Below are 18,251 nucleotides of genomic sequence, written 5' to 3' on the forward strand. Positions count from 1 at the left end.
ATGGCAACAATCTCGTTCGAGCGCACGACCAGGCTTTTTCCCGGCTCCGACACCCCCGCGGTGAACGAGCTCGACCTGCACATCGAGGACGGTGAGTTCCTCGTTCTGGTCGGCCCCTCCGGGTGCGGCAAGTCGACGTCGCTCCGGATGCTCGCCGGGCTCGAGGAGGTCAACTCGGGACGCATCCTCATCGGCGGCAAGGACGTCACCAACTCCGAACCCAAGGATCGCGATATCGCGATGGTGTTCCAGAACTACGCGCTGTACCCACACATGACCGTCGCCGAGAATATGGGGTTCGCGCTCAAGCTGGCGAAGGCGAACAAGGAGGACATTCGCACTCGCGTCGAGGAGGCCGCCAAGCTACTCGACCTCGAGCCGTACCTGGACCGCAAGCCCAAGGCGCTCTCCGGCGGCCAGCGACAGCGAGTTGCCATGGGGCGCGCCATTGTTCGGCAGCCCCAGGTGTTTTTGATGGACGAGCCGCTGTCCAATCTCGACGCCAAATTGAGGGTTCAGACGCGGACGCAGATCGCTCAGTTGCAGCGTCGGCTCGGCACCACAACGGTGTATGTCACGCACGATCAGGTCGAGGCCATGACGATGGGTGATCGCGTCGCCGTACTGAAAGGTGGTGTGCTGCAACAGTGCGCCACCCCGCGTGAGCTCTACCGAACCCCGGTCAACGCATTCGTCGCCGGGTTCATGGGCTCACCGTCGATGAATCTGTTCCGCGCTCCGGTCACCGACGGCGGCGTCCGCCTGGCCGATCAGGTAGTCCCGGTCCCACGTCAGACCCTCGGTTCCGCCACCGAGGTGATGTTCGGCATTCGTCCCGAGCACATCGAAATCGCCGACAGCGGAATCGCTCTCGAGATCGATGTCGTCGAAGAACTCGGCTCCGAGGCCTTCGTGTTCGGCCGCGCGGACATAAACGGCCGGACCGAAACCATTGTCGCTCGGGCCGATTGGCGCAGCCCGCCCGAGAAGGGCGACCGCGTTCACGTCCGCATCGACGAGGCCCATGCGCACATCTTCGACGCCTCCGCCGAAGGTCACCGCCTGAACTGACCGTCGTGCGCGTTGTGCGTCCCCCTGGGGACGCACAACGCGCACGACCTCAGACCAGCAGCTCGGCGATCTGAATGGTGTTGAGTGCGGCACCCTTACGCAGGTTGTCGCCCGAGACGAACAACGCGAGTCCGCGGCCCCCGGGGACGCCCGGATCCTGGCGGATGCGGCCGACGAGGGAGTCGTCCTTGCCTGCGGCTTCCAGCGGGGTCGGCACGTCGACCAGCGAGACACCCGGTGCGGAGGCCAGCAGTTCACGAGCGCGTTCCACCGACAGCGGTAAAGCGAACTCGGCGTTGATCGACAGCGAGTGCCCGGTGAAGACCGGAACGCGCACGCACGTTCCGCTGACCAGCAGGTCGGGCAGTCCGAGGATCTTGCGCGATTCGTTGCGCAGCTTCTGGTCCTCGTCGGTCTCGCCGGATCCGTCGTCGACCAACGCGCCGGCCAGCGGCAGGACGTTGAAAGCGATGGGCGCGACGTACTTGTTCGGGGCCGGGAAATCGACCGACGAACCGTCGTGCACCAGTTTTTCGACGTCGTCGATGACGGCGCGTGCCTGAGTGGCGAGCTCGTCGACGCCGGCGAGGCCGCTACCGGACACCGCCTGGTAACTCGAAACGATCAACCGCTGCAAGCCGGCTTCGTCGTGCAGCACCTTGAGCACCGGCATGGCGGCCATGGTGGTGCAGTTGGGGTTGGCGATGATGCCGCGGGGCGGGTTCTTCGCGGACTCGGGGTTGACCTCGCTGACCACCAGCGGCACATCGGAGTCCTTGCGGAACGCCGACGAGTTGTCGATGACGGTGGCACCTGCGGCAGCGAATCGCGGTGCCTGCTCACGCGAAAGCGTGGCACCGGCCGAGAACAGTGCGATGTCGATACCGGTGAGGTCCGCGGTGGACGCGTCCTCGACGATGATCTCCTCGCCGCGGAACGGCAGCTTCTTGCCCGCCGAGCGTGCGGAGGCGAAGAATCGAACGGTGTCGGCGGGAAAGTTGCGCTCCTCCAACAGGGTTCGCATAACGGCACCGACCTGGCCGGTGGCTCCTACGACTGCAACTGTGGTCATGGCTATCGTCCTGTTCCTGCGTGCACGACGGCTTCTTCGTCGCCGCCGAGATCGAAGGCGGCGTGCAGTGCGCGTACGGCGTCGTCGAGCTGAGTGTCGCTGCACAGCACCGAGATACGGATTTCGGAGGTGCTGATGAGATCGATGTTGATGCCGGCGTCGGCGAGGGCCTCACAGAACGTCGCGGTGACGCCGGGGTGGCTCTTCATACCGGCACCGACGAGCGAGACCTTGCCGATGTGGTCGTCGTAGAGCACCTGCGCGAAGCCGATATCGGCCTGCAGCTTGGTGAGCTTCTCCACTGCCGTCGGGCCGTCGGCCTTGGGGCAGGTGAAGGTGATGTCGGTCTTGCCGGTGTCGATCTTGGAGACGTTCTGCAACACCATGTCGATGTTGATCTCGGAGTCGGCCACGGCGCGAAAGACCTTGGCGGCGTAGCCCGGTGTGTCGGGCAGACCGACGACGGTGACCTTCGCCTCGCTGCGATCGTGTGCGACGCCGGTGAGAATTGCTTCTTCCACTGGAATGTCCTCCATAGATCCGGAGACGATCGTTCCGGGTTTGGTGGTGTACGACGAGCGCACGTGAACGGGAACGTTGTAACGACGGGCATATTCGACGCAGCGCAGCATGAGCACCTTCGCGCCGCAGGCTGCCATTTCGAGCATCTCCTCGAACGAGACGGTCTCGAGGTGGCGTGCGTTGGGGACGATGCGCGGGTCTGCGGTGAAGATGCCGTCGACGTCGGTGTAGATCTCGCAGACGTCGGCGTTCAATGCCGCGGCGAGCGCGACGGCGGTGGTGTCGGACCCACCACGACCGAGCGTCGTGACGTCCTTGCTGTCCTGGCTGACGCCCTGGAAGCCGGCGACGAGCACGATCGAGCCCTCGTCGAGAGCGCTGCGGACGCGGCCGGGGGTGACGTCGATGATCTTGGCGTTGCCGTGCACGCTGGTGGTGACGACGCCTGCCTGGGAACCGGTGAACGACCGTGCCTCGGCGCCGAGCGAGTGGATGGCCATCGCGACCAGTGCGTTGGAGATGCGTTCACCCGAGGTGAGCAGCATGTCCATCTCGCGAGCAGGCGGGGCCGGGCACACCTGCTGTGCCAGGTCGAGCAGTTCGTCGGTGGTGTCGCCCATCGCCGATACGACGACGACAACGTCGTTGCCCGCCTTCTTGGTCTCGACGATTCGTTCAGCGACGCGTCGGATACGTTCGGCGGTCCCCACCGACGATCCACCGTACTTCTGGACGATGAGAGCCACGCGTTTTACCTCCGCTGGATAGCCGACAATCGTTCGATTGTCCGCGGGTCACCTTACCGAGCGAATGCCCCGAGCAGTGGGCCGGGTAGCTCCGAGCTGGGACTTTAGGGCCTCTCGCCTGCCTTAACATGTTCGAGTGACCGTTCCCGAACATCTCCCACCACCGCCGGCTCGAGGCCTGAAGGTGCTCTTCGGGCTCCCCGCCGTCGGCCGGCGCTGGCCCGGTGGACTGCGTTCGGCGCTGGCGTTCGGTGTTCCGGCGATCCTGGCGTGGCTGCTCGGCTTCCACACCGAGGCACTGCTGGTGGTCTCGGGCAGTTTCGCGGTGATCTACGGCGAGGGCCGTCCCTACCGATCGCGGTGGTGGGTGGTGCTGACCGCAGGGGCCGCCCTGGTGGCCTCGGTGTGGCTGGGCGCGACGGCCGGTCGGCTCGCCCTCGACTTCGGCGAGACCGGGTGGGCGCGGATGATCCCGGTGACCGTGTTGTCCGTTCTCGCTCTCGTCGCGGTCTACGTCGTGGCAGCGCTGCGACTCGGCCCGCCCGGAGCCTTCTTCTTCGTGCTGGTGTGCGCGGTGGCGTCGTACCTCCCTGCCGCCGACATCAGCGCGACCCGCGGTGCCGTGTGCGCGGCGATCGGGGTGGCGTCGGCGCTGGTGGTCGCGATGTCCGGGGTGGTGCGTGACCCGAGGGGTCCCGAACGGGCGGCCGTCGGTGCGGCCGTGACGGCGATCGAGAAGTACACGGCATCGCCGACGGCGTCCGTCGTCGATCGGCACACCGCCGCCTCGCGTCTGCACGCGGCGTGGGCCGCGGTGTACGAGGCCGGGTCGACGCGCGGGACCTCGCGCCCCGCGCTGGTACAGACCCTGTTCGACGCCCATCTCGCGTTTGCGGCCGCCACGAGGGCGCGCGCCGGTGCAGTCCCGGATCCGGAAAGTGCGGTGGAATCGCCACGAGATCAGCTGCCGCTGGCTCGTCCGGGCATCGGGTATCGGTTGAAGCGGTCGTTGCATCGAGATTCGCATGCGGCGTCGACGGCGATCCGAGTGTTCTGTGCGGCGGCAGGTGCCGGCGGGATCAGTGTGGCAATGGGTTTGAGCAGGCCGGATTGGGCGATCCTCGGTGCCGTCCTGGTTCTCCAGCAGGGGCCGGATCGTGTGCACGGGACGTACCGCGGCATGCAGCGGCTCGGCGGAACGCTGGCCGGAGTGGTGCTGTTCTCGGCGATCTATCTTTCGCCGCTGACCGGTCTCGCGGTGATCGTGGTGTTGATGGTGTTGCAGTTCGCGATAGAGATCAGTGTGGCGCGCAATTACGGTCTCGCCGTCACGTTCATCACCCCACTCGCGTTGCTGATGGGCACCATCTCGCATCCGGGCGCTCCGCTCGGCGGCATCGTCGTCGATCGGGTGGTGGAGACCGCAGTGGGTGTCGCCCTGGCCTTCGCGGCGCTGTGGTTGTTGTTACCGGGCGCTTTCCGGCGCGCGCTGCTGTGGTCCGATCGGCGGGTTCTGGAGTTGACCGACCGATTGTTGACGGTCCTCCGAAGCGAAAACGCTTCGGCGGCCGCCACTATGGAGCTACGACGAGATATCCAGTTCGAGCTGGTCGGTGCCGCGCTCGCGGGAGCCGAAGCGGCGCACAACGATCGCCGCTGGGCGCATCGAGTCTGGGATCGGCATGCAGAGGTCGATCATCTCGGATACGAACTGCTCGCACGGTGTTGGACCGCGGACGATGTCGGACGACCGAACGACATCGATCAGTGGCAACGCAGGCACGACACCGTGACCGGAAAATTCGACTCCCGAACCCTGGGGTAGGCGGTCGGTCTGCGGTAGTACACTCACCCCATGCTGCGAGCTCTCCTTCTTAACAGCCGCGACGGGGTCTGAGACCAGACTGGCTTCCCGTCGCGGGGTTCGTTGCGCCGGTCGAACACCATTGCTCTGATCTGTACGGAGAGACGAAGACCATGTCACCAGCCGACGCATTCACCTCGGGATCTCGCACCATCACCCCGCCCTCGCGGCCCGCTCCCAGCGACCAGCCAGCGTGGAACACCCAGAAGAACTCCTCGATGCCCACGTTCCGTTATCGGCCGTTCGCCGAGGAAGTGGAGCCCGTCACCCTCCCCGACCGCACGTGGCCGGACAAGATCATCGACCGGACGCCACAGTGGTGTGCAGTCGATCTGCGCGACGGCAACCAGGCGCTGATCGATCCGATGAGTCCCGCGCGCAAGCGCCGGATGTTCGACCTGCTGGTCCGGATGGGCTACAAGCAGATCGAGGTCGGCTTCCCGTCCGCCAGCCAGACCGACTTCGACTTCGTCCGCGAGATCATCGAGGACGGCGCGATTCCCGACGACGTCACCATCCAGGTTCTGACGCAGTGCCGTCCCGAGCTGATCGAGCGCACGTTCGTCGCGTGCGAGGGCGCTCGCAGCGTCATCGTCCACTTCTACAACTCGACGTCGATCCTGCAGCGCAAAGTGGTGTTCCGGGCCGACCGTGACGTCATCAAGAAGATCGCGACCGACGGTGCTCGCAAGGTTCTCGAAGAAGCGGCCAAGTTCCCCGATACCGACTGGCGCTACGAGTACTCCCCCGAGTCCTACACCGGCACCGAGCTCAGCTACGCCAAAGAGGTGTGCGATGCAGTCACTGCGGTCATCGACCCGACGCCCGAGAAGCCTCTGATCCTGAACCTGCCGGCCACCGTCGAGATGGCGACGCCGAACGTCTACGCCGACTCGATCGAGTGGATGAGCCGCAACCTCGATCGCCGCGACAGCATCGTGCTGTCTCTGCACCCGCACAACGACCGCGGAACCGGTGTTGCCGCAGCCGAACTCGGCTACCAGGCCGGTGCCGATCGCATCGAGGGATGCCTGTTCGGCAACGGTGAGCGCACCGGCAACGTCTGCCTGGTCACGCTCGGCCTGAATCTGTTCACTCGCGGCGTCGATCCGCAGATCGACTTCTCCAACATCGACGAGATTCGCCGCACGGTCGAGTACTGCAACCAGCTGCCCGTCGCCGAGCGTCATCCGTACGGCGGTGATCTGGTGTACACCGCGTTCTCGGGCAGCCATCAGGACGCGATCAACAAGGGCCTCGATGCCATGAAGGTCACGGCAGACGAACAGGGTTCGGACATCGGCGACATCACCTGGCAGGTGCCGTACCTGCCCATCGACCCCAAGGATGTCGGCCGCACCTACGAGGCCGTCATCCGTGTCAACTCGCAGTCCGGCAAGGGCGGCGTCGCGTACATCATGAAGTCCGATCACGGGCTGAACCTGCCGCGTCGCCTGCAGATCGAGTTCTCCCAGGCAGTCCAGCGCATCACCGACGGTGAGGGCGGCGAGGTCTCGCCGAAGGAGATGTGGGACGTCTTCGCCGAGGAGTACCTGACGCCGATCCGTCCGCTCGAGCGCATCAAGCAGTCGGTACAGGCTGCCGAGATCGACGGCGGAACCGACACCATCACCGCCACGGTCAAGGTCGACGGCGTCGAGCAGGAAATCTCCGGCTCCGGCAACGGACCACTCGCCTCGTTCGTCGACGCGCTGTCCACCATCGGTTACGACGTCAGCGTCCTCGACTACTCCGAGCACGCACTGTCCGCAGGCGACGACGCCCAGGCCGCCGCCTACGTCGAAGCCTCGGTCACCTCGCCTGCAGGTGTCGCCACCACAGTCTGGGGCGTCGGCATCGCGACCTCGATCACCACAGCGTCACTGCGCGCTGTGGTCTCGGCCGTGAACCGCGCGCTGAAGTAACTTCGCTGCTCGACGACACGCCGCTCACCTTTCGGGGTGGGCGGCGTGTTGCGTTGTGGGGCCCTCACGAAACGAAAGCGGGCGCGGTCGACGTGGGGCTCACTGGGATTTCCGGTCGACGAAAGGGACCAAAGACCCGTGTGCACGGGGTGCCGCAAATGCCACACTGAATCAGCCGCCGGGGCACCTTAGAGAATGGAAGTTCGCCATTAATTCTTTCTGGGATTTTCTTTGGCTTCTCATCGTCGGGTTCGCCTTCGTGGCCTACCTCATGGTGATGTTCTCGATCATCGGAGATCTTTTTCGGGACCACAAGACATCCGGGTTCGTCAAAGCCCTGTGGGTGCTCTTCCTCATCGTTGCGCCGTTCCTCACCGCGCTGGTCTACCTCATCGTGAACGGCAGCAACATGGCCAAGCGTCAGGTTGCCGCCCTGCAGCACGCACAGGACCAGCAGGAGGAGTACATCAAGCACGTCGCCGGTCGATCTGCGTCCGAAGAGATCGCACACGCAAAGGCGTTGCTGGACAACGGAACCATCGATCAGGACGAGTTCACGACGCTGAAGGCCAAAGCGCTGTCCTGAACGTCGCTTCCGCTCCGAACGCATCGAGCACAGCGGCGATCGCGGGTAGTCGCCGCGCATCCATCCTCGTCGCGAGTTCGTAGATTCGCCCGGCTCGAACGCCGGCGAGCTCTCGACGTACCAGGCCCGGATGCACAACGGCGTAGCGCGGCATCAACGCCACTCCGTGCCCGGCCGCGACGAGTGTTTCGGTCACTCGAAAGTCGTTGATGCGTTGGACAACTCGCGGCTGAACTCCGGTCACCGAGGCCACGGAAAGCAACACGTCGTCGACCGGAAAACCGCCGCGAACGCTGATCCACCGCTCGTCGATCAGGTCTCGCAGATCGATCGAGCCTTGCTGCGCCAGTGCGTGATCGAGAGGCAACACCAGATCGATGGGCTCGCGCATCAGGGTCGTCACCTCGATCCGTGGACCCGCCGTCGACGGAGCCCTGTCGTCTCGGTGGGTGAGCACCACGTCGTAATCGGCGAGTAGCTCGGGCACCGAGGATGCGGGCAGGTCCTCGTCGCGCGCATCGATGTCGACGTCCGAGTCCGCCAACCGCGTCAGGACCCCGGGCAGCAGCAGTGCCGCACCCGACGGGAACAGGGCAACTCGGACGCGTCCCCGCGGAGACGCTCGATAACGATCCATTTCTGCTGTGGCGCGGGCGAGGGCAGCGAGAACCTCGTCGGTTCTGAGTACCAGTGCCCGCCCGGCGTCGGTGAGGCGCAGCCGGCGCCCGTCCGGTTCGAGCAATGTCACGCCGGCCTCGCGCGCCAGCAACTTGAGCTGTTGAGACACCGCCGACGGAGTCATCGACATCGCCTCGGCGACCGATGCAACGGTCCCGCGGTCGGCAAGCTCAGCGAGGATCCGGAGCCGCTCCACATTCATACAGAAAATCTTAACTGTTGGTGCGGATATATTCGATTGTGCTGATTGTTTGCACCCGTCACGATAAATGGCATGACCACACGCGACCGCCTCCTCGGACTGACTGTCGCCGTTCTGTGGGGACTGAACTTCCTCGCCATCCGCGTCGGGCTCGACCACTTTCCGCCCTTCTTCTTCGCGGCACTGCGCTTTCTGGTCATCGCAGTTCCGGTCGTGATGTTCGTTCCGCGACCGAAGGTGCCCCTGAAATGGTTGTTGCTCTACGGCTTCGGCTTCGGTTTCCTGCAGTTCGCCTTCCTGTTCGCGGCGATGGCGGCAGGCATGCCCACGGGATTGGCGTCGCTCGTGCTGCAGTCGTCGGCCCCGTTCACCGTCGTTCTCGGCGCGCTGCTGCTACGCGAACACGTGAGCCGCAGGCAGGCGATCGGCATCGGCGTGGCCGTCCTCGGCATGGTTCTCATCGGGTGGGATCGGGCCCAGAACGCCACCCTGCTTCCTGTCGTCCTCACCCTGCTCGCCGGTCTGGGCTGGGCCTTCGGCAATCTCGGAAACCGACTGGCCAAATCCGACTCCCCGATGACACTGATGCTGTGGATGACCGTCGTACCGCCGGTGCCGATGTTGGCGCTGTCGGCGGTCGTCGAGGGCCCGAGCACGGGCTGGCACGCGCTGGCCGACTCGTTCGGATCGCAGGGCTGGCCCGGTCTGGTCGCGTTGGCGTACATCGTGATTCCCGCCACGATCGTGGGCAGCGGCCTGTGGAGCATCCTGATGAGCCGCAACCCGGCCGGTCTCGTCGCACCGTTCTCGCTGCTGGTTCCCGTCGTCGGTATCGCGGGTGCCTGGGCGTTCCTCGACGAAACCCCGTCGCTGTTGGCCCTGCTCGGCGGAGCGATCGTCATCGGCGGCTGCCTGGGCGGAATGGCGGCCAGGAAGCCTGCCCCAGTTCTGGAGAAAGTACCGGTATGAGGGCGGGAGTGGAGCCTGCGGAATGACCCAGGGGTAGCGGGAGTGGGGCCTGCGGAATGACCCAGGGGTAGCGGGAGTGGAGCCTGCGGAATGACCCAGGGGTAGCGGGAGTGGAGCCTGCGGAATGAGCGAGGGGTAGCAAGCGTCGACGTGAAACTGCACGCTCTTCTGTGCCAGACTCGGCGGATGGCTGAACTGGGTGAGCGCAGACGTATCGGCGCCCGTGGCCGCGTGGCATTACGCGCGGCGGAGCTGGCGACGTGGGCGTCCCGCAAGGCGGGCCGAGGCAAAGGCTCGATGATCGGTGGTCTGGTCGCGCTCAAGATCGATCCGACCATTCTGGGCGGCCTGGGCCGTGGGCGACGCACCGTCATCGTCACCGGCACCAACGGCAAATCGACTACGACGCGGATGACGGCCGCAGCATTGGCCACTCTCGGCGACGTCGCCACCCAGGCCGACGGAGCCAACATGGATGCCGGCATCGTCGCGGCATTGCACGCTCATTTCGACGCGGAGCTGGCGGCCCTGGAGGTCGACGAACTCCACGTCCCCCACGTATCCGACGCCGTCGATCCCGCGGCGATCGTGCTGCTGAATCTCAGTCGCGACCAGCTCGACCGTGTCGGCGAGATCAACATGATCGAGCGAGCCCTGCGCGCCGGGTTGGCCCGTCATCCCGACACCGTCGTCATTGCGAACTGCGACGACGTCCTCGTCACCTCGGCGGCGTTCGATGCGCCGAACGTCGTGTGGGTCGCAGCGGGCGGCGGCTGGGCCGGCGACTCCGTCAGTTGCCCGCGTACCGGCGAACCCATCGTCTGGGACGGCGAGCACTGGTACAGCACCGGAAGCGATTTCAAGCGTCCGACGCCGGATTGGTGGCTCGACGACGAGAATCTCTACGGCCCCGATGGGCTCGTTCTGCCGATGACATTGGCGCTGCCGGGAAAGGCCAACCGCGGCAACGCAGCTCAGGCCGTGGCCGCAGCCGTCACTCTCGGCGCAGCACCAGCCGACGCCGTCGCTGCCGCATCGGGAGTCGACGAGGTGGCCGGGCGTTACTCCACCGTCCAGTACGGATCGCATTCCGTCCGAATGCTTCTGGCCAAGAATCCCGCCGGATGGCAGGAAGCGCTGTCGATGATCGACCCCACGTGCGACGGTCTCGTCATCGCCGTCAACGGGCAGGTTCCCGACGGTGAAGACCTGTCGTGGCTGTGGGACGTGCGTTTCGAGCACTTCGAGGACGTCGCCGTCGTCGCGGCCGGTGAACGCGCGACCGACCTGGGCGTTCGCTTGCTGTACGCCGGTTCGCAGCACACCACCATCGCAGATCCGTTGCAGGCCATCGCATCCTGCCCGCCGGGACGCGTCGAAGTGCTGGCCAACTACACCGCGTTCCGCGATCTCGGTCGCGCACTGGCACGGGAGACCAAGGATGTCTGAGTCCACCGTTCGCATCGGCCTCGTTCTGCCCGACGTCATGGGCACGTACGGCGACAACGGCAACGCCCTCGTTCTCCGCCAGCGACTGCGGATGCGAGACATCGACGCCGAGGTCGTGCACATCACGCTCAACGATCCGGTCCCGGATTCGTTGGACGTGTACACCCTTGGTGGAGCAGAGGATTCGGCTCAGCGCCTCGCGACGCGTCACCTCACCCGATACCCGGGCCTGCAGAACGCAGCTGCTCGCGGTGTGCCGGTACTCGCTATCTGCGCCGCGATCCAGGTGCTCGGGCACTGGTACGAGACCTCCGCAGGCGAACGCGTCGACGGTATCTCCCTCTTCGACGTGACCACCGCGCCCCAGGCCACCCGATCCATCGGTGAAGTCGTCACCGAACCCACGCTCGACGGTCTCACCCAGAAGCTCAGTGGATTCGAGAACCACCGCGGCGGAACGACACTCGGTCTAGACGCGGCACCACTCGCCAAGGTCACGCACGGGGTGGGTAACGGTGTCGGCGACGGACGTGAAGGCGTCGTGCAGGGTTCGGTGCTGGGCACCTACATGCACGGGCCGGTACTCGCCCGAAACCCGGAGTTGGCGGACTACCTACTCGAACGGGCGCTGGGCACTACCCTTGCTCCCCTCGACCTCCCCGAGGTCACGCAACTCCGCAGGGAGCGGCTCCGCCGCACGTGAGTGAAACTTCGTAGCCCACTACGATTTTCCACTCACGACGTGCACCGTTCACAGGGGTAAGACGAGTCGTTCCATCCCTCTCTGACCAGCACCTCGCGGACTTCGCGGTACACACCGCACGGGTCTTCGGTCACTTCGTGCCAGCCGTACATCAGCCGAGGCAGGTTCCGTAGTTCCGCGGCATTGTCGCGTCGTCGATCGCGAAAACGCCGCTGCTTGGCGGAGTGGAAAGCCTGGCCGTCCAGCCTGACGATGAGGTCGCATATTTCGTAGCGAATGTCCTCGAAGAGCTGACGGCAGTCGACGAAGACCGGTGCCTGTCGCTTCCCGGCCGGAAGTCCGTGCGCCTGTTCGACATCGAGCACGTAGCGGTGCTCCAGCGCAGAATGGACCCCGTCGCGCATGAGAGCCAACGTGTGCAGAATCGCCTTCAGGTAGCGCATCGGCCGTCGGACCTCGATCTTGCGCGTCATTGCCGCGACGTTCACGCCGCCCGATGACATCGCTGAAACCAGCGTGATCACCGCCTGCCTCGACGACGGTTCTGCGACTGTCAGATCCAGCACCGTGTCGGCAGCGCTCGTTCGCGCCGGATTCGTCTCGACGCCGATGTGGCTCATGGCTCGGGAACGGTGCACGATCACGCCGGGATGAATTTGTTCATTGCTCTCCGACGTGAAGTTCTGCTTGGCGTGTCGCATTGTCGGCGGCCTGCTGATTGCCGAGCACCCGTAGGGAACGGTGAGATGAACCGGCCCAGAACTGACCCGCCGCCACCCCCACTCCTCAGCGGCGGTGGTGTGGCTGAGCAACGCTCCCCGGCCCGCGAACAACAATGCCGCCGACAGCTGCATCTCACGAGTCAGCGGTCCGTTGGTCACCGATATGACTCCGCGAAACACCCGGAGCCACTGCCCGGTTTCCACACAGTGGTCGATGGAGTCCTTGTTGACCCCGTTCTCGTGCATTTGCTTCGTGGTGATGATTCCGTGCTGATCGTCCAGTAGTCGCTGCCAGGCACCCGCCGGTCTCGTCCTCATGTACCTCAGGATTGCCGGTTTACGGTGACCGCGTCAGAATCTATCCACAGGCTGTGGATAGAAAGGGTCGTGAGTGGAAACTCGACCCCTGCTACGAACTTCCACGCACGTGCGGCGAAGCCGCTCTCACATACGACGCCTGCCGGTGAGAGCTCGGCCGAGTGTCAGTTCGTCGGCGAATTCGAGGTCTCCGCCCATCGGCAGGCCGGAGGCGAGACGGGTGATGGCGAGACCGGGGAAATCGCGCATCATCCGCACCAAATACGTAGCCGTTGCTTCGCCCTCGGTGTTGGGGTCGGTGGCAATGATGACCTCGGTGACGTCGACGCCGTCGTCCTGAGTTCCGACGCGGGTCAACAACTCTCGGATGCGCAGCTGGTCGGGGCCCACTCCGTTGAGTGGGTCGAGCGCTCCGCCGAGTACGTGGTATCGGCCTTTGAATTCGCGCGTACGTTCCACGGCCTGAACGTCTTTGGGCTCTTCGACGACGCAGATCATGGACCTGTCGCGTCGGGAGTCGGCGCAGATTCGGCACAGTTCCTTGTCCGATACGGTCCCGCAGACGATGCAGAACTGCACGCCGTCGCGGATGCGCTGCAGCGCGCGCATGAGGCGATCGACCTCGGGTGGCTCGACGGCCAGGAGGTGAAACGCTATGCGCTGAGCGCTCTTCGGACCGACTCCGGGGAACTTTCCCAGCTCGTCGATCAGATCCTGTACGGGACCTTCGTACACTCGTCTCGCCTAGAAGCCGGGTAGTCCGAGGGAGCCGCCGCCGAGACCGCCTGCGAGGGGGCCGAGCTTCTCGCTCGCTACGTTCTGCGCTGCCTTGGACGCGTCGGCGATGGCACCGATCACCAGGTCCTGCAGTGTCTCGACGTCGTCGGGATCGACGATCTTGGGGTCGATGGTCAGTCCGACCACTTCGCCCGTTCCCTTGACGGTCGCCACGACGAGTCCGCCGCCGGCCTGACCGGTGACCTCGGTTTCGGCGATCTCCGCCTGTGCCGCCATCAGTTGCTGCTGCATCTGCTGAGCCTGCTGCAGAATCGAGGCCATGTCGGGCTGTTCACCGGGTTGCACTATGCCGTCCTCTCGCGTGGGTCGAAGCGAGCTCCAGCGTAGTCGCACGGTGTCGGACGACGTTCGGCCGCACGATCGGGTTCGACACTCGGCTGACGTTCCGTCAGTTCTGAGCCCACGTAGCCTGAGGGCATGAACGCGTCGGCGAGCTCGACCTCTCGCAAGCGTCGAGTGACTCCCGAAACCATGGCCGAGGCGGGCATCGCGCTGACGCTGCCCAAGGTGACGGTGAAGTCGGTCGCCGACGCGCTGGGCGTGTCGATAGTCGCGATCTACAACAACATCGACGGTCCGGCCGCGCTCAAGGCCCTGGTCGCCGAGGAGATCCTGCGACGGTGGTCGCCGCCGCTCCCCGGAGACGACGAGTCGATGCACGACGCGTTGCTGGGACTCTCGTCCGCACTGCGGGTGCTCGTACTCGAGAACCCGGGCATCGCCGAGTACCTGATCGGACTGACTCCCAGTTCCGTCGACGCGCTGCGCATGGCCGACACCGTGCAGACCCGATATCGAGTGCGCTACGAACTGACTTCCAAGCAGGCGACGTGGGCCGTCATCACCGTCAGCGAACATGCACTGGCGTTGGCGCAGATGGTGTACAACGCCGATCGCCGCGACCGTGAGTACGACGACGCGATCGCGGCGCGCACCGACCTCGACACCCTTCCGGGGGCCTACGACACGATCGACCGTGGACCCGACGGGATGTTTCTGTGGTCGATGCGCACCGTGGTGGTCGGCACGTTGGCGTTGATCGAAGAGCCGGATTTCGAGCGGGTCTAGATCAACTCGCGGCGCAGGTTGTCGAGGGTCGCGGCCTGGATCTTCCTCAATCCGAGGGGCGCGAACGTCTTCTCGAAGAATCCGCCGATTCCTCCGGCACCCGTCCACTCGGTCGTCGTGGTGACGACGGTGCCGTTGCCTTCGGGGGTGACGGTCCAGGTGGTGACCATGGAGGAGTTGGCGTCGAGTTCGGTGATGGTCGAGCCGGAGACCGTGACGGAGGCGCTCACGTTGCGCACTCGCTTCTCGGTGGCCTGCAGGGTCCATTCGGCCACGGTGCCGTCGCCTTGTCCGCCCTGCACCACCCGGTAGTCGCGATACTGCTCAGGAAGGATGCGGGGCCGCACGGTTTCGTAGTCGGCGAGCGCGGCGAGCACCTGATCGGGTGTGGTGGCGATGGTGGCGGAACTGGATGCGCTGACCTGAGCCACGAGAACGTTCTCCTTCGAGTCGATTGGGGTTGCAATCTCCATCCTGCCTCGCGTCGCTCCCGATGTCGGCACTGCCGCCGAGGGTGTGTGAGGTGGTTCACATACGTTCAGTTGTCATCGAAAAACACATGCATGATGCAACCATTTGTCCGAATAGTTCTGTTCGAGCCGTCCGATTCGACAACAGTTGCGTGAAGTTTCGCCGGACCGTCGGCAGCTTCGGTGGATACCGAGCAGTACGAGATATAGCGTCTACTCGTGGCTTCAGTGAATGCTCTTCTCGGACGACGGCCAGAACCGAGGGAGAGCGGTTACGCAGCGCATCGGTCGGGTGTCGAGAAGTTGCTTCGCAGCTATCGCGCAATACCGACCGACGCGACGGTGCGTCTGGCTAAGAAGACGTCCAACCTGTTTCGGGCCAGGACGACCTCGAAGACGCCGGGACTCGACGTCTCGGGATTGAGCAAGGTCGTCACCGTCGATGCCGCGGCTCGCACCGCCGACGTGGCGGGGATGTGCACGTACGAGGATCTGGTCGACGCGACGCTGCCCTACGGCCTCGCCCCTCTCGTCGTTCCGCAGCTCAAGACGATCACCCTCGGCGGCGCGGTCACCGGACTCGGCATCGAGTCGACGTCGTTCCGCAGCGGGCTTCCGCACGAGTCGGTACTCGAGATCGACGTCCTCACCGGTAGCGGTGAGATCCTCACGGCAACACCCGAGGGCGAACACGCGGACCTGTACTGGGGCTTTCCCAACTCGTACGGCACTCTCGGCTACTCGACGCGGCTGAAGATCGAACTCGAGCCGGTACTTCCGTTCGTTGCTCTGCGCCACTTGCGATTCCACGATCTGGACACGCTTCAAACGACGATGGACACCATCGTCGCTCGGCGTGAGTACGACGGCATCGAAGTTCAGTACCTGGACGGCGTCGTCTTCAGCGCCGACGAAAGCTACCTCACTCTCGGGGTTCAGACCGACGAGCCCGGACCCGTCAGCGACTACACCGGTGCCGACATCTTCTACCGCTCGATCCAGCATTCGTCGGACACTCCGAAGACCGATCGGCTCACCATCCACGATTACCTGTGGCGCTGGGACACCGACTGGTTCTGGTGCTCGCGTGCGTTCGGAACCCAGAACCCCCGGATCCGACGCTTCTGGCCGCGCAAGTACCGCCGCAGCAGCTTCTACTGGAAGTTGATCGGCCTCGATCGCAAGTACGAAATCGCCGATCGACTCGAGAAGCGCAAGGGAAATCCGCCGCGCGAACGCGTCGTACAGGACGTCGAGGTTCCCATCGAACACACCGCCGGCTTCGTACGCTGGTTTCTCGACGAGATTCCGATCGAGCCGTTGTGGTTGTGCCCCTTGCGTCTTCGCGAACCGGCCGCCCCCGGAGCCGATCCGTCCAGGCCGTGGCCGCTGTACCCGCTCGAGCCCAAGCGCACCTACGTCAACATCGGCTTCTGGTCGTCGGTGCCGATCGTGCCCGGTCGACCCGAGGGTGCCGCGAACCGCGCCATCGAGAAGAAGGTCACCGAGTTCGAGGGGCATAAATCGCTGTACTCGGACGCTTACTACACCGAGGATGAATTCGCCGTTCTCTACGGCGGCGAGAAATACAGAGAACTGAAGAAGAAATACGATCCCGAATCCCGATTGCTGGATTTGTACTCGAAGGCGGTGCAGCGCAAATGACGACGTTCAAGGACTCCGGCAATCGCACGGTGAACGGGCCACAGAAACTCAAGATCTCCGAGATCCTCGAGCTGATCTCCGACGGCAACATTCCCCTGCGTTTCACCGCGTACGACGGCAGCGTGGCCGGCCCCGAGGATGCCAAGATCGGCCTCAACCTCAAGAGCCCACGCGGAACCACCTATCTCGCAACAGCTCCCGGCGATCTCGGCATGGCCCGCGCCTATGTCTCCGGCGACCTGGAGGCCACCGGTGTTCATCCCGGTGATCCCTACGAACTGCTCGCGCTGATGGGCGACGAGCTCCATTTCCGCCGCCCGTCGGCCATGACCTTGACCTCGATCGCTCGGTCGCTCGGCTGGGACGTGCTGCGTCCCATCGCTCCTCCGCCCCAGGAGGCGATTCCGCGGTGGCGTCGCATCGCCGAAGGTCTGCGGCATTCCAAGACACGCGATGCCGAAGCGATCCACCACCACTACGACGTGTCCAACAGGTTCTACGAGATGGTCCTCGGTCCCTCGATGACGTACACCTGTGCGGCATTCGAGAACGTCGAGCAGTCTCTGGAGGCCGCGCAGGAGAACAAGTATCGGTTGGTGTTCGACAAATTGGGTCTGCAGCCCGGTGATCGCCTGCTCGACATCGGGTGCGGCTGGGGTTCGATGGTGCGCTACGCAGCGCGACGCGGAGTTCAGGTCATCGGTGTGACTCTCTCGCAGGAGCAGGCCTCGTGGGCGCAGAAGGCCATCGAGGACGAGGGTCTGTCGGATCTCGCCGAGGTTCGCTTCTCCGATTACCGCGACGTGCCCGAGACGAATTTCGACGCGATCTCGTCGATCGGGCTGACCGAGCACATCGGAGTCGGCAACTACCCGGCGTACTTCACGTTCATCCAGTCCAAGCTGCGTGACGGTGGTCGACTGCTGAACCACTCGATCACCCGGCCCGACAACCGCGCGCACGCCAAGGCAGGCAGCTTCATCGACCGGTACGTCTTTCCCGACGGGGAGCTGACCGGATCGGGTCGCATCATCACCGAGATCCAGGACGTCGGCCTCGAGGTCCGGCACGAGGAGAACCTGCGCGAGCACTACGCGCTGACCCTCGCCGGGTGGTGTCAGAACCTGGTGGACAACTGGGATGCGTGCGTCGCCGAGGCCGGCGAGGGAACAGCCCGTGTCTGGGGCCTGTACATGGCCGGGTCCCGTCTGGGATTCGAGCGCAATGTCGTTCAGCTGCACCAGGTTCTGGCGGTCAAGCTGGGACCGAAAGGTCAGGCCGACGTACCTCTGCGTCCGTGGTGGAACGGCTGAGCCTTGTGAGTGGAACTTCGTGACGGGTTCACGTGGTCGTCGCAACGAGCAGTCGTTTGTTGTACTCCTCGAGTGGAGTATCCCATCCCAGGGTTTTTCTGGGGCGGTTG

Annotated in this window: 17 protein-coding genes; 10 read left to right on the forward strand and 7 right to left on the reverse strand. The window is 64.7% G+C overall.

Annotated elements, in window-relative coordinates; translation table 11 throughout:
- Complete coding sequence (locus CH278_RS23075) at nucleotides 1-1,071, forward strand: ABC transporter ATP-binding protein (protein ID WP_032364567.1); 1,071 nt, start codon at nucleotides 1-3, stop codon at nucleotides 1,069-1,071.
- 49 nt (nucleotides 1,072-1,120) lie between these two features.
- Here the strand turns inward: CH278_RS23075 and CH278_RS23080 are convergent, their stop codons facing one another.
- On the reverse strand, nucleotides 1,121-2,143 hold the full coding sequence (locus CH278_RS23080) for an aspartate-semialdehyde dehydrogenase (protein ID WP_094622895.1): 1,023 nt from the start codon (nucleotides 2,141-2,143) through the stop codon (nucleotides 1,121-1,123).
- 2 nt (nucleotides 2,144-2,145) lie between these two features.
- Nucleotides 2,146-3,411, reverse strand: a complete 1,266-nt coding sequence (locus CH278_RS23085; RefSeq protein ID WP_027494523.1) for an aspartate kinase — start codon at nucleotides 3,409-3,411, stop codon at nucleotides 2,146-2,148.
- Between the two features lie 136 nt (nucleotides 3,412-3,547).
- Here CH278_RS23085 and CH278_RS23090 point away from each other — a divergent pair, with 136 nt between their 5' ends.
- The 3 genes from CH278_RS23090 (at nucleotide 3,548) to CH278_RS23100 (ending at nucleotide 7,786) form a co-directional block, all read left to right on the forward strand.
- Complete coding sequence (locus tag CH278_RS23090; RefSeq protein ID WP_143536289.1) at nucleotides 3,548-5,236, forward strand: FUSC family protein; 1,689 nt, start codon at nucleotides 3,548-3,550, stop codon at nucleotides 5,234-5,236.
- 152 nt (nucleotides 5,237-5,388) lie between these two features.
- Nucleotides 5,389-7,200 (forward strand): 2-isopropylmalate synthase, encoded by a 1,812-nt coding sequence (gene leuA / locus CH278_RS23095; RefSeq protein ID WP_032364570.1) that lies wholly within the window; start codon nucleotides 5,389-5,391, stop codon nucleotides 7,198-7,200.
- Nucleotides 7,201-7,408: 208 nt separating this feature from the next.
- On the forward strand, nucleotides 7,409-7,786 hold the full coding sequence (locus tag CH278_RS23100; RefSeq protein WP_179274517.1) for an SHOCT domain-containing protein: 378 nt from the start codon (nucleotides 7,409-7,411) through the stop codon (nucleotides 7,784-7,786).
- Here the strand turns inward: CH278_RS23100 and CH278_RS23105 are convergent.
- A complete protein-coding gene (locus tag CH278_RS23105) occupies nucleotides 7,755-8,666 on the reverse strand; it encodes a LysR family transcriptional regulator (protein ID WP_094622897.1) in 912 nt (303 codons plus the stop codon). The two genes, CH278_RS23100 and CH278_RS23105, sit on opposite strands and share 32 nt — an antisense overlap.
- A gap of 72 nt (nucleotides 8,667-8,738) precedes the next feature.
- On the opposite strand from CH278_RS23105, the gene CH278_RS23110 reads away from it, so the two are divergent.
- The 3 genes from CH278_RS23110 to CH278_RS23120 all read left to right on the forward strand — a co-directional run bounded on the left by CH278_RS23110 (nucleotide 8,739) and on the right by CH278_RS23120 (nucleotide 11,787).
- Entirely contained in the window at nucleotides 8,739-9,635 is an 897-nt protein-coding gene (locus CH278_RS23110) for an EamA family transporter (RefSeq protein ID WP_032387967.1), read from the forward strand.
- 186 nt (nucleotides 9,636-9,821) lie between these two features.
- Nucleotides 9,822-11,084, forward strand: a complete 1,263-nt coding sequence (locus tag CH278_RS23115; protein ID WP_032373778.1) for a Mur ligase family protein — start codon at nucleotides 9,822-9,824, stop codon at nucleotides 11,082-11,084.
- Entirely contained in the window at nucleotides 11,077-11,787 is a 711-nt protein-coding gene (locus CH278_RS23120) for a type 1 glutamine amidotransferase (protein WP_094622898.1), read from the forward strand. The genes CH278_RS23115 and CH278_RS23120 overlap by 8 nt, the downstream gene beginning before the upstream one ends.
- Before the next feature lie 32 nt (nucleotides 11,788-11,819).
- Here CH278_RS23120 and CH278_RS23125 read toward each other — a convergent pair whose 3' ends face one another.
- The 3 genes from CH278_RS23125 to CH278_RS23135 form a co-directional block, all read right to left on the reverse strand.
- Complete coding sequence (locus CH278_RS23125) at nucleotides 11,820-12,827, reverse strand: type IV toxin-antitoxin system AbiEi family antitoxin domain-containing protein (protein WP_094622899.1); 1,008 nt, start codon at nucleotides 12,825-12,827, stop codon at nucleotides 11,820-11,822.
- A 126-nt stretch (nucleotides 12,828-12,953) separates the two neighbouring features.
- On the reverse strand, nucleotides 12,954-13,562 hold the full coding sequence (recR, locus tag CH278_RS23130; protein WP_027494532.1) for a recombination mediator RecR: 609 nt from the start codon (nucleotides 13,560-13,562) through the stop codon (nucleotides 12,954-12,956).
- Between the two features lie 9 nt (nucleotides 13,563-13,571).
- The gene (locus CH278_RS23135; RefSeq protein WP_027494533.1) at nucleotides 13,572-13,910 is read right to left on the reverse strand and encodes a YbaB/EbfC family nucleoid-associated protein; all 339 of its coding nucleotides are present in this window, start codon (nucleotides 13,908-13,910) and stop codon (nucleotides 13,572-13,574) included.
- Nucleotides 13,911-14,042: 132 nt separating this feature from the next.
- Here CH278_RS23135 and CH278_RS23145 point away from each other — a divergent pair, with 132 nt between their 5' ends.
- Nucleotides 14,043-14,693 (forward strand): hypothetical protein, encoded by a 651-nt coding sequence (locus CH278_RS23145; RefSeq protein ID WP_143536290.1) that lies wholly within the window; start codon nucleotides 14,043-14,045, stop codon nucleotides 14,691-14,693.
- On the opposite strand, the gene CH278_RS23150 is transcribed toward CH278_RS23145, so the two are convergent.
- Complete coding sequence (locus CH278_RS23150; RefSeq protein WP_094622962.1) at nucleotides 14,690-15,124, reverse strand: SRPBCC family protein; 435 nt, start codon at nucleotides 15,122-15,124, stop codon at nucleotides 14,690-14,692. The two genes, CH278_RS23145 and CH278_RS23150, sit on opposite strands and share 4 nt — an antisense overlap.
- A 258-nt stretch (nucleotides 15,125-15,382) precedes the next feature.
- Between CH278_RS23150 and CH278_RS23155 the strand changes: the two genes are divergently transcribed.
- Both CH278_RS23155 and CH278_RS23160 read left to right on the forward strand, forming a co-directional pair.
- Nucleotides 15,383-16,828 (forward strand): FAD-binding oxidoreductase, encoded by a 1,446-nt coding sequence (locus CH278_RS23155; protein ID WP_179274483.1) that lies wholly within the window; start codon nucleotides 15,383-15,385, stop codon nucleotides 16,826-16,828.
- Nucleotides 16,825-18,141 carry a class I SAM-dependent methyltransferase gene (locus CH278_RS23160; RefSeq protein WP_032369284.1) on the forward strand — a complete coding sequence of 439 codons (1,317 nt, stop codon included), beginning with the start codon at nucleotides 16,825-16,827 and terminating at the stop codon, nucleotides 18,139-18,141. The genes CH278_RS23155 and CH278_RS23160 overlap by 4 nt, the downstream gene beginning before the upstream one ends.
- Nucleotides 18,142-18,251 lie beyond the last annotated feature (110 nt).

The organism is Rhodococcus sp. 05-2254-5, from assembly GCF_002258575.1.
Classification (GTDB): domain Bacteria; phylum Actinomycetota; class Actinomycetes; order Mycobacteriales; family Mycobacteriaceae; genus Rhodococcoides; species Rhodococcoides fascians.